12 protein-coding genes are annotated in these 12,000 nt (G+C 43.2%); 4 read left to right on the top strand and 8 right to left on the bottom strand.

All coding sequences use genetic code 11. The annotated features are described in order from the left end of the window. Positions 1-4 precede the first annotated feature (4 nt). The 3 genes from O59_RS07460 (at position 5) to msrA (ending at position 2,422) form a co-directional block, all read left to right on the top strand. Positions 5-655: a hypothetical protein gene (locus O59_RS07460; RefSeq protein ID WP_007641151.1), complete on the top strand. Its 651-nt coding sequence runs from the start codon at positions 5-7 to the stop codon at positions 653-655. Positions 656-721: 66 nt separating this feature from the next. Beyond that, positions 722-1,807, top strand: a complete 1,086-nt coding sequence (sohB, locus tag O59_RS07465; protein WP_007641153.1) for a protease SohB — start codon at positions 722-724, stop codon at positions 1,805-1,807. An 81-nt stretch (positions 1,808-1,888) separates the two neighbouring features. Continuing rightward, positions 1,889-2,422, top strand: a complete 534-nt coding sequence (msrA, locus tag O59_RS07470; protein WP_007641155.1) for a peptide-methionine (S)-S-oxide reductase MsrA — start codon at positions 1,889-1,891, stop codon at positions 2,420-2,422. Positions 2,423-2,510: 88 nt separating this feature from the next. Here msrA and O59_RS07475 read toward each other — a convergent pair whose 3' ends face one another. The 3 genes from O59_RS07475 to O59_RS20970 form a co-directional block, all read right to left on the bottom strand. Next, positions 2,511-3,239 (bottom strand): Crp/Fnr family transcriptional regulator, encoded by a 729-nt coding sequence (locus O59_RS07475; RefSeq protein ID WP_007641157.1) that lies wholly within the window; start codon positions 3,237-3,239, stop codon positions 2,511-2,513. A gap of 70 nt (positions 3,240-3,309) precedes the next feature. Continuing rightward, complete coding sequence (locus tag O59_RS07480; protein WP_007641160.1) at positions 3,310-4,152, bottom strand: response regulator; 843 nt, start codon at positions 4,150-4,152, stop codon at positions 3,310-3,312. Beyond that, the gene (locus O59_RS20970) at positions 4,139-8,014 is read right to left on the bottom strand and encodes a PAS domain S-box protein (RefSeq protein ID WP_081489665.1); all 3,876 of its coding nucleotides are present in this window, start codon (positions 8,012-8,014) and stop codon (positions 4,139-4,141) included. The genes O59_RS07480 and O59_RS20970 overlap by 14 nt, the downstream gene beginning before the upstream one ends. Positions 8,015-8,518: 504 nt before the next feature. Here O59_RS20970 and O59_RS07490 point away from each other — a divergent pair. Next, complete coding sequence (locus O59_RS07490) at positions 8,519-9,025, top strand: hypothetical protein (protein ID WP_040391698.1); 507 nt, start codon at positions 8,519-8,521, stop codon at positions 9,023-9,025. A 98-nt stretch (positions 9,026-9,123) separates the two neighbouring features. Here the strand turns inward: O59_RS07490 and O59_RS07495 are convergent, their stop codons facing one another. The 5 genes from O59_RS07495 to O59_RS07515 all read right to left on the bottom strand — a co-directional run bounded on the left by O59_RS07495 (position 9,124) and on the right by O59_RS07515 (position 11,791). Continuing rightward, entirely contained in the window at positions 9,124-9,543 is a 420-nt protein-coding gene (locus tag O59_RS07495; RefSeq protein ID WP_007641165.1) for a PRC-barrel domain-containing protein, read from the bottom strand. Between the two features lie 298 nt (positions 9,544-9,841). Then, entirely contained in the window at positions 9,842-10,213 is a 372-nt protein-coding gene (locus O59_RS07500; protein WP_007641167.1) for a YqjD family protein, read from the bottom strand. A gap of 149 nt (positions 10,214-10,362) precedes the next feature. Beyond that, positions 10,363-10,785: a DUF2934 domain-containing protein gene (locus O59_RS07505; protein WP_007641179.1), complete on the bottom strand. Its 423-nt coding sequence runs from the start codon at positions 10,783-10,785 to the stop codon at positions 10,363-10,365. A gap of 23 nt (positions 10,786-10,808) precedes the next feature. Further along, on the bottom strand, positions 10,809-11,177 hold the full coding sequence (locus tag O59_RS07510; RefSeq protein ID WP_007641181.1) for a termination factor Rho: 369 nt from the start codon (positions 11,175-11,177) through the stop codon (positions 10,809-10,811). A 98-nt stretch (positions 11,178-11,275) separates the two neighbouring features. Further along, entirely contained in the window at positions 11,276-11,791 is a 516-nt protein-coding gene (locus O59_RS07515; protein ID WP_007641182.1) for a DUF4142 domain-containing protein, read from the bottom strand. Positions 11,792-12,000: the final 209 nt, after the last annotated feature.

Genomic DNA, 12,000 nt, shown 5'->3' on the forward strand with positions numbered 1-12,000 from the left:
CCCTATGATTTTCACCTTGCTCGCGTTCTTTATTGCCTTGATTGCTATTTTTATTGTTTACAAGGCTGGGAAAATGCTTTGGCAAAACTCCTGGTTTGTAGGTTTTTGCCGCGGTCTGTTTGGGTTTTTCTTGATTGGGGTCGCCGCGGTGGTCGCGGTGATGGCATTTGATTTGTACAGCTACAAGCAAGTCCTACAAGAGCAGCCAGTAGCGACCATTAATTTTGACAAAATTGAAGAGCAGCATTACTTTGCGGTGCTCTCCGACAAAAATGGTCGGGAACAGCGTGTTGAGTTGCGCGGTGATCAGTGGCAGTTGGATGCGCGTATTGTTAAATGGAAAGGTTATTTGGCTGGTTTCGGTTTAAAACCGGCGTATCGCTTGGAGCGGCTCAGTGGCCGTTATTATGATATTGAGCAAGAGACTACTGAAAAGCGCACAGCACACAGTGTTCATCCGAGTTTGTACGGTGTTGATGTATGGCAAATAATTAATGATCATCCTGAATGGCTACCGGTGGTGGATGCAGTTTATGGTTCAGCCACTTATTTGCCGATGAAAGATGGTGCGTTATTTGAAATCAGCTTGTCCAATACCGGCTTGGTCGCGCGCCCTGTGAATCAGGTGGCTCGCGATGCGGTCAGTGTTTTTTAGTAGCGAGTGTGTTGACGATGAACCGGCATGGTGTCGGTTCTTTACCTAGTTGTATGGAGTTATCTTTTGGAATTTTTAGCAGAATACGGGTTATTTCTTGCCAAGGTAGTAACCTTTGTGGCCGCCATATTGGTTGTGGTGGTTTTAGCGGTTTCACTGGGTGGTCGTAATAAAAAGTCGGACAAAGGTCATATAGAAGTCACCAAGCTCAATGAGAAATTTGACCACATGCGTGACACATTACGTGATGCCATGATGGATGACGACGCTTATAAAGAATTTGAAAAAGCGGAAAAGAAACGCCTAAAAGAAGAAAAGGCAGAAAAGAAAAAAGCAGCCAAGTCCGCTGAAAAGTCTAAAGCTGAAGCAACTCCCGATGCGGCCACCTCTGCTGATAAAAAACGTATTTTTGTCCTCGATTTTTATGGGGACATAAAAGCATCAGAAGTGGATTGCTTGCGCGAAGAAATCAGCACTGTATTAACCTTGGCCAAGCCAACCGACGAGGTGGTAGTTAAAGTTGAAAGCGGCGGCGGTATGGTGCACAGCTATGGCTTGGCCTCCAGCCAGCTTATTCGTATTACTAACAAAAATATCCCGCTCACCATTTGTGTAGATAAAGTCGCTGCCAGTGGCGGCTATATGATGGCCTGTGTTGCCAACAAAATTGTCGCTGCACCCTTTGCTATTCTGGGTTCTATTGGTGTGGTGGCACAATTACCAAATTTCCATAAATTGCTTAAGAAAAATGACATAGATTATGAGATGTTTACGGCCGGCGAGTACAAGCGCACCGTGACCATGTTTGGAGAAAATACCGAAAAAGGTCGGGCTAAATTTGTAGAGGAACTGGAAGATACACATGTGTTGTTCAAAGAATTTGTCAGTGAACATCGCCCGCAAGTTGATGTAGTCAAAGTTGCAACGGGTGAAGTTTGGTTCGGGCGCCGCGCCAAAGATGTTAACCTGATTGATGAAATTCAAACCAGCGACGAATACCTGTTTGCCCAGGCGGAAACTGCAGATATTTTTGAAGTGGAATTTACCTACAAGAAATCCTTACCTGAAAAGTTGGGTTTTGCAGCGCAAGCTGCAGTGGATAGATTATTAATGACATGGTGGGAGCGGCTGAATATTAGCCGCTGGTTCTAATCCGATGTTCCAACTAAAAGCGGTGCCTGAGGGCACCGTTTTTATTTGAAGATCTAACATGAGTTAGTAGGGGTTAAATAAATGACTATTCAGAACATAGTGCTTGGTGGTGGTTGTTTTTGGTGTATTGAATCAGTTTTCAATAACATTATTGGTGTTCATTCGGCTGTGTCTGGTTATGCCGGTGGGCAAGATGATCATCCCACTTATGAGAAAATCTGTACGGGTAACTCAGGGCACGCCGAAGTAGTGAAGGTTAGTTACGATTCTTCGGTGATCAGTTTGGGAGAGTTGTTAAAGATCTTTTTTACTATTCATGACCCTACCACCTTGAACAGGCAGGGTAATGATATTGGGAGCCAATACCGATCTGTAATATTTTATAACAGTGAAGAAGAGCGGCAGGTGGCAGAACAACTGATTATGGATCTCAATAGGCAGGCTATATTCCAAAATAAAATTGTTACTCAACTTGAGGAGCTTGAAACATTTTTCCCCGCTGAGGATTACCATCAAGAGTATTTCAAAAAAAATCCGGGAAATCCCTATTGTCAGTATTCGATTCCTCCCAAGAAGAAAAAGATACTTGAAAAATTTCCTGATTATTTGAAATAGTTGATCAAATCCAATTTTTGGAGATGATTGCTCAACGTTTCCTTGAGCGCTGTATAAGAAGATATAAATCGAATACTTCGGTCCACAGCTAACGTACACTCGACATGAGCCGATGGAACTCTTCTTTTACTACTGAATAGCATTCACAGACGCTGCGTTCCAGTTTTTGCCGATCTAAAACGGATATGTGACCACGCCGATAACGTATGCAGCCGGCATTTTGCAGGTTTTTCGCAGCTTCTGTAACACTTTCCCGGCGCACACCGAGCATATTAGCTACTAATTCCTGCGTCATTAGTAACTCCCCCGACGGAATGCGATCTACCGTCAACAATAACCAGCGGCAAAGCTGTTGTTCCACCGTATGGTGGCGGTTACAAACCGCTGTCTGAAACATTTGCGTCATCATTGCCTGGGTGTATCGCAATAAAAGTCGTTGCATTTTTCCAGCAGCGCTAAATTCTTCTTTTAATATATTTTGATCTAGGCGGTAGGCGTGGCCCGCTGTTTGAACTATGGCGGTGTTTGGTGTGGTGTTTCCACCCAATAATATAGGTAGGCCTAACATACCTTCATTGCCAACCTCGGCGGACTCGGCGCTGGCACCGGTATCCATAATATACTGCAATGAAATAATGCTCGTTGTGGGAAAAAAGGCGGATGTGATGTTTTGATTTGGCCCGTAAAGTACGTCACCCAATTTCAAATTCACCGGCTCAAGGTTTTTACTCAACCGATTAAGCTCATCTTGTTCTAGTGCTGCAAGAATAAAGTTGTGCTCGGGTTTTTGAGGTTCAAGGTTGATATTTTTAGTCATTGGTATTCCTTCTTTAATAAAAATATTTAGTTCGTTAAATATTTTTTAAACTAGAACTAACCTTTTCCAGTTAAGGCATTTCTTTGCACTGTATTCCAATTCCGCGATAGCCAATAAAACGGCTGGTGTGATCAAACATAGGGGTGCCGCTGACCCGGTAAAAATTGCGTTCACCGGTGGGTGTTGTACGGCTGAATGAAAAATCGATAAACGGTTGGCGTGCGGCGATAATCTCTTGTAATTCTTTGCGTTCGTCTTCATTCCATCCTGTTAGTTCTTTATTGTTGGTGGAGTAGGTGTCCAGCTCATTGTCGGAGAATGAATCCACTTGAATTCCCAGCATTTCCAATACAGGGCCTGATACTTTGGTGAATTTTCCATTTTCATCCTGCTCCCAATACCAGTCAGATGCCAGTTCGGTAAGGCTGCGAAAGCGCGCTTCACTTTCGCGTAGTTCTGCAGTGCGTTCTTGTACCGTTTCTTCCAGCAGGCGGTTGTAATCGGCCATTTTTTTATACAGCAAACGAACCTCAAGCATGTTGTGAATTCGTGTTTTAACTTCCACCACATCAATTGGTTTGCTGATGAAATCTTTCGCTCCACATTCCAGTGCCCGCAATTTGTGGCCCGGCTGCGCGGTCAATACGATAACGGGTAGGTAGTCGTTCTCCATGTTCACTTTCAGGCATTCCATTACCTGAAATCCGTCCATTTCCGGCATTTGTAAATCAAGCAAAATTAAATCGTAAGAATTTTTTCGGTAAAGTGATCCCACCTCCGTTGGGTTCATTGTAGAACTCACATTGGTATAGCCTGCATCACTGAGCAATGTTTCCAGCAGAGCCACATTCGCTTCTTGATCATCAACAATTAGAATGCTGGCATTAAGAATATCTTGCTTAGTTATGTTCATGCTCTGTCCTCTTGTTACGCGTGGTTGTTTTTATCTGTGTAAGCTCGCGTGCGTCATCGAGCGTGCACAAAAATTCGTTAATTCGAATGGGTTTAGTGAGATAGCGAAAAAATCCTGCTTCAAGTCCATTTTCAATATCGTGGGGAATGGCGTTGGCACTCAAGGCAATAACTGGAATGTGAGATGTTAGTGGGTCTTGGGCAATTACTTTGAGCGCCTCAATGCCACTCATTCCAGGTAAATTTATATCCATGAGTATGATGTCAGGTTGCGCCAAGCGTGCCATCTCAACACCCGCAAAACCGTCGCGTGCTGTTAGCAGGCAAAAATCAGTTTGTGCTGCCATTATGTCCTCTACCAATGCAAGATTGGCCGGGTTATCTTCCACATAGAGCAGGGTGCTTTTTGATGAGTTATTTTGTTTGTGAGGTTTGGGGATCAGTAGAGATTCATTATTGACCAATACTTTGCGAATATCTTCACCCGGCAATAATTCGATGGTGAATACAGTTCCTTTTCCCATTTCGCTTTTAACAGAAATATTTCCATTCATTAATTTTATTAGGCGTTTGGTCATCACTAAACCTATGCCTGTTCCTTCCTCGTTACTATTTTCTTTTCCAAGGCGATTAAAGGGTTGGAATAACTGTGAAAGTTGTTCTGATGATAAACCTTCACCTGTGTCCTCTACATTAATTCGTACAGACTCTGTTCCAAGTTTTTCACAGGTTACTATTACTTTTCCGTGGGGGCGGTTGTATTTGATGGCATTGGATAGGAGGTTAATAAGCACTTGTTTTAAACGGGTATTATCCGCTTTCACGGTAAATACTGAATGGAATTCAGGGAAGTTCAAGGTGATATTGCGGCGCAGTGCTTGCGGTTCAACCATGGCTTTGCATTCACGCATAAGTTCAGGAAGTGAAATAATTTCCATCGATAAAGAAAGTCGGCCGGACTCGATGAGAGTAAGGTCCAGAATTTCGTTAATTAAATCCAGCAGGTACCATCCTGCTTGAAGAATTTGTAATACGCTGCGTTTCTGCGCAGCAGTGATTGGCGGGTTACTGGCATCAATTAGTTGAGCAAACCCCAATATTGCATTTAATGGTGTGCGGAGTTCATGGCTCATATTGGAAAGAAAATCGGATTTTGCACGGTTAGCTTTTTCGGCCAGATTTTTCGCCTTGTTTAGTTCAATATTATTTTCCAGCAATACCTGATCAAGACGTTTTCGTTCTGTAATGTCTATCAGCATATTTATGCCGCCAACAATGTTACCGGCGGTGTCGCGCAAAGGGGTCGGGTGGGCCACAAAGTTTACGCGGGATTTATCCGGTCGCTCGGCAATTGCTTCCACACCAAAGAGGGCGCGGCCTTCTCTCAGAGCGATTGCCATGGGACATTCGTCGTAAGGCATGGGTGATCCATCGGAATGAAATAAGCGCAACTCTTTGCACCACTTGTCACTTCCCAAGTCCGGTATACAACCCGAAAAATCAACCGCAGTCTGATTAAAATGTGTGAGCTTACCCTCGGCATCAGTGGCGTATATGGCGACGGGGAGTGCGTTAATAACTGCGCGCAAATGACGTTCACTTTCCCTAAGCGTTTCTTCCGTTCGTTTAATGTCAGTAATATCAAGATTGGTGCCCACAATTGATTCGACTTTACCTTTTTCATCCGTGCGCAAGGTTTCAACAGAGCGAATATGGCGAATCGCGTTGGTTCCGCTCTGTTTGATGCGGAATTCTCTGCTACCTCCTCTTTGCATATGGATTGCTTTATCCCAATTTTCCTGTTCGATTTGGTCGTCGGGTAAAAGATGTTTTGGCCATACGTCGCGATTTACAATTCCATCAGGCGTGGGCTCTAAACCGTAAATGCGGAACATTTGTGTGTCCCAGCGCATGCGGTTATTAGCGAGGTTTAATTCCCATATGCCTACACCGGTCGCCTCTGTTGCCAAGCGAACCCGTTGGTCACTTTCGCGCAGTGCTTGCTCTGAAACTTTTCGTTGCGTAACGTCGGTAAATAAAATTGCGACTTTATTGTTGCTTTGTTTTCCCAAACGGCAAGTGTAGATATCGAACCAGCGCTGAATGGATGAAACCTGGTATTCGAAGCGAATGGGTTCTCCGGTTTGCAGTACCTGATCGTAAACCGCAAATAGATCGGCGCCCAAGTCGGGAATGAATTCGCTTACGTATTTTCCTTGTGCATTTTTAAAGCCGCTATGTTTTTCAAAGGATGGATTTATTTCGAGGAATAATTGATCGACTGGCTGGCCATCCTTGTAAATAATCTCGGCTACACAAAACCCTTCGTCGATTGTTTCAAATAAATTCCGGTAACGATATTCAGATTCAAGCATTAAGGCTTCTGCGTGTTTGCGCGCTGTTATATTGCGTAATACGCAGGCTAAATAACGTTCTCCGCCCAACCGCATTTCATTAACGGCGATCTCCAGGGGTAGAAATTGCCCGTCTTTTTGCTGCCCGATAACTTCTTGAACAATTCCCCGGCTACGCTCTTCAAGCGAGGTTTGATAATAATCAAGAGCACCTTTAGAACCATCCAATTCTGGAACAAGGATGCTTATTTTTTCACCTACCAATTCTGCCGCTTTGTAACCAAAGATCTTTTCGGTTGCTGTATTTACGCTTTCAATTATTTGGGTGCGCGCATTAAATGTAACAATTCCATCTATTACCGTATCCAATATCGTTTTAATTCGCGCTGTACTATCGAGCAGGGCTTGTTGCGCCGCATTCTCTGCGGTGATGTTGCGGAACACCAATACCGCCCCAATAATCTGGCCGTCGCGGTCGCGAATTGGCGCACAACTATGAGCGATATTGTATTCAGTGCCATCCGGTAACATTAATAAATTATTGTTTCCGCCTTGGGTGGAGCCATGCAATAGTGTTTCTAATACGGGGTTTAAGATGGGATCGCGTGTTTCTTTATCCACAATGTGGAAATACTTGCAAATTGAGTTGCCGGCAGCGACCCCAATAGTGAAGGTTGTTAACTCTTCGGCAACATGATTCATTAAGGTAACAGAGCCTTCACAATCCGTTGCTATAACCGCATCGGCGATGGAATTAAGCGTTACCTCAAATTTTCTTTCGCTATCTTGTACGGTAATATAAGCCAGGTTTAATTGTTGGTTCATGGCTTCTTGTTTGTCTAATGAACGTTTTGTTTCCAAATGGATAAGGTTCATCAAGCGCTGGTGAATATTTCGATAAATTCCATAAGCAAACGCTTGCGCAAACAATAATAAAAATATACTTACTAACACAATAAAGGCAAATAGATAACTCATGTATTTGCGATGTTCGCTTCTGTAGTGCTGAAGCTTATTGTTTTGAAGCTGTTGATACTCATTGAGTGCGGTGCGCAGGTTATTCATCCGCTTGGTGCCTTCACCATTGGTAAACCGCAGGATGATATCGTTTGAATGTTCCTTTCCACTATCTGAAATGGTGGTCTCCAAAAAATCCAATTCTTCTTTTATATGGTGGGCAATTTTATCTACTTTTGACTTTGTCTCTGCTGTGCTGGATATTGCACGTAAACGCCTAATTTCATTTTCTATGGTGTCTTTGGTTTCTAAATAGGGTTTAAGGAATTGTTCGTCATAGGTCAAAATGTATCCACGGGTTCCCATTTCAGAATCAACTAAGAGCGATATTATTTTTTGTGCACTGCCAATAGCCAGCGTGGTTTTCATGCGCACATTATCGGCTGTTTTCATTTTCTCAAAAAACCAGAAAAGTGTTGCCGCTATAGCTATTACGATAATGGTGGGCACGCTGAGTAAAAACATATTCCTTCGTGTAACTTTTGCTTTCATAAAATTTACTCTACTACATCGTCACAGGCTCACTATCCTGATATTGGTGGCTCTGTTGGGGGAATAAGATTTGCAATCTGCTATTTCTGTGATTATGACGATAAAGAATAATCAGCTGTCTTGAAGGACGCTTCTGTGTATTGGAAGAGATTAAATTAACCCCTCTGATTACTGGGGGAGTATGTGGCGCGTTAGATTACAGATGATCCGGCGAATAACAATTTAGGTCTGTTGGGTAGTTAACATATCAATAACCTCGATCCATTCTGCATAACAATATTCGGTACTTTTGAATCTGCTTCACATTATTTGAATCGAGAGGTTTAGTGATAATTGAGTTATGAGAGTTCTATTTTTTGTTGATAGTTCAATTTTTTTTATTGTTCCATGTATGCATAGAAAAAATTACCGCAATAAGTACGTAAACGAACAGATAAATTTTTGTTTGCAATATTAAAATGATGCATTGCACGCCACTCTATACTTACAGAAAAGGAGAAAATGATGGAAACTTATCGCCATTATGTATCCGGTGTTTTTGCGCATCGCGATCAGGCTGAAAAAGTGGTTTCGGAATTGGTGGTTGCGGGTTTGCCACTGGAACGCGTACATCTTTTTGATAAAGATTCTGCGCCTCCTGCACATACTTCAACAGAAAGTAGTGATGTCGTGTTGAAAGACATTGTTGTTGATGGCGCAATAGGAACCGTAGTTGGTACGGGTGTGGGGGCTTTGCTCACAGTAGCAATGGTTGCGGCTAACGTTACTTTATTTGTTGCAAGCCCACTGATTGCGCCTTTGGTGATGTTGGGGTGGGGCGCCGGTATAGGGGGATTTGTTGGTGCGAGTGTGGGCGCCGCCGAAAAAGCCAAACCTTTATCGGCACTCGTACATGATGCAATAGTGAATGGAAGCCTGGTTGTTGTGACTGAAACTTTATCGGCGGAGGAAACAGAATCCGCGGCACAAATCTTCAAGGCTGCGGTGGGCGATTACACTGATGCTGTATGAATTAGCACTTTGCTATTAAATGGAAAGCACTCTGTTATTAATAAAAAACCCTCGTTAATACGAGGGTTTTTCTGTGAGGCTGGCAATAACCAATATAATTAATCGCGTAAGCGAGCCTCATAAGGTTTGGTGCCGTAATAAGTATGCAGATTGTTAATGAATGTTTTATCAGCCAAATCCGGCCAGTTGTCTTTATCAAACCCAGGCGCATTCTGCAGGCGCTCTTTGTTAATGTCGAGCAAGAAGCGTTTGTTTTCAGTGTCGAGTTTTAATGCGCTCCAGGGCACCGCAAATAGTTTTTCGCCCATACCCAGAAACGAACCAAAAGATAACACGGCGTATTCAATATTACCTGTGCGCACATCCAGCATGATTTCTTTAATGTCACCAATATCTTCTTCGGCAAGATTGCACACATCATTACCTATCAAGGTGTCCGCCCCCATTAAACGTGGCCCGGGGCCATTGTCATAAGTATTTTTATACATGCCATAAGTGTCGCGAGTTTCGTAGTTCATGGTGAAGTCTCCTGCTAGTTAACGTGAATAAAGCGAGTAAAACGAGAGGCAGCTAAAAAGTGCTTTCGTGTAGCTGGACTATATAAGTGGGAGTTGATTTCATCTGTACGAAAGTTAACACAGCAACTAAAAGCTTTAAAATTAAATAAAAAGTTTTATTTGGTTTTTAAAATAACAATTGGTTTAGTTTTATTTTAATAAACGAACGGAAAAGATCTGAATTAATATCACTATGAGTTGATAGATGGTGGGATGGCTGACGTAAAAATAAAAGAGGGGTATTTACCCCTCTCATGTTTTATCTGGTGTATTTTTGATCATGGTGCGCGAGCAAAACTCCAAGCACAAAGCTGACTACCGCACTCGTACCTATGACAGTCCAGGGTTTCTCGTGTACATATTCGTTGGTGCTTGTCGCCGCTTTATTGGCTTGTTGGAGCGCGGTTTCGCTGGCGCTAGCAATGAATTTTTTAGCGCGATTAATTCTTTGGTTAATCATGACTCTTGCTTGTGCTAGCTCATCGCCCGTTAGCGACGCGGCGTGTTTAACCAGATTTTCCAAATCATCGATACATGTTTTAAATTCATCGACAATATCTTGGTACCTTTCGGGTATTTTTTCTTTGCCGTTGTTGAGTTGAGATTTTGAACTATCAGGTAGTGTAGACATAGTAATCACCCTTTAGATTGAAATTTCAGAAAGTTTTAAATCCCGGCAGGTTTTTGTATTGGTGCTGCATTACCCGCCTGTGATTAATACTAAATATTGAATGGGTTTTTGGTCTGTGTGGCACCCAACTTATCGATAAAAACACGACGTTAACGTCGTATGGATTTATTTTCTTGCTGCTGCATGCGCCCGTAAGGTTGTATCGGCTGATCGGGGTTGCCGGGCTGCACCGGGTCAGTGGGGTGGATGGGTTGAGGCGGTGGGGTTGGTGATATATGCGGTGGCGGTTCGGTCGGTGATATAGGGTCCACGGGGACGTTGGGTTTCGCGGGTTGCTCAGGTTTGGGTGGTGCGGGCTCAATTTCCGGTCTTGGGTTGGGGTCAAACGGTTCGTCCGGGGCAATTACACTTTTTATCTCGCTGGTGGTTTGTTCTTCCGGAAACGTATTTTTTTGGGCTTCGGCCAGTTTGCATGCCATTTCCCAATGACGATATTCGTGACCAATAGGGTAGCCTTCGGACTCCCAAATTTGATGGGCAAATTCGCGGATTCGTTGTTCATGTGTGTTCATAGTAAAGTTCTCATGTTGGATGTTTAATGTCGTCGCAGCGCTTGTATAAGTTCTGCTTTGTTCATGGATGACCGGCCACTAATGTTTTCTTTGCGGGCTTTTGTACGCAGTTGAGCAACTGTTTGTGTTTCCAGTGCATTGGGCTCTGCTTTTGCTTGTTTGGTTTCAGCGGCGTTTTTCGCTGAATCTTTACGTGCGGCTTCTTTTTCTTTTGCGGATGTCGTCGTACCCGAGCCTGCCAGTTCGCCACCGCCTGATTGCTTGTTTACCGTAGCCCAGGCAATTTCTTCCGCTTTTTTAGGGGAAAAGCCTTTTTCCTCATAACTGTCTTCGATGTGTTTGGCTTTTCGTTTTTGTTTTTCTGTATATTTTTCCTTGCTACCGATAGCCATAATCAGTTCCCCCTTTCTACAGGTATGAAGTAATTTTTCGCCTTGAAATCGGCAGTGCCGCATGCAGTGCAGTTGCGCTGCATGCAGGATTTTCTGGTTTAATCTTTGTCGTGCGCTGCTGCCAGCTCTTTCGCCATTGTTAAATGGTGTTGTAGTTTTGGCAGTGTTTGTTTCGCAAATTTGGCAAGTTCTACATCATCAGACATGGCGGCGCGCTGGAATAATTCGATTGAATCCTCGTGAGCCTCAACTTGATTTTCTGTATAGGCTTCATCAAAGGAGTCGCCATCGCGCTGTTCAAGCATGAATTTTTTAGCTTTGGTGGTGAGTGCTGCTTCATCTGATACATCCAGTTTCTTTTGGCCAGCAATACTGGTGAGCTGAATGTTTACTGCAGAGTGGTCGGTAATCATTTGTTGGGCGAAATTTTGAATGTCGAGTGAGGTTGACTTTTGCAGGGCGAGTTTCGCATTTTCTACTTCTGCAATTGACTTGGCAGATGCCTCCTCAACAAAGTCCTCCGCATCAATTTTATCAACAGCAAACGCCAGGCTGGATGCTGCACCAAAAATAAAAATCAAGGTTGTACGGGAAAAAATGTTTTTAATATTCATTGTTGAATACCTCTTTTGAATTAATCCTTAAGGTTAAGGCAAGTAGCAGTGAATGCTGGCACCTGCCACTGACTGATTCTGAATAACAATATTTTGCTTTTCGGTGTGGTATCTAACCTATGGGAATAATTTTTGAAAAAGTATTGTATTTTTCCATACAGAAGTTTTTTGAGATAAGCAGGTTTTTACTCAGGAATTAAGGAAATAAG

Origin of the sequence: Cellvibrio sp. BR, assembly GCF_000263355.1 — a bacterium.
Classification (GTDB): Bacteria; Pseudomonadota; Gammaproteobacteria; order Pseudomonadales; family Cellvibrionaceae; genus Cellvibrio.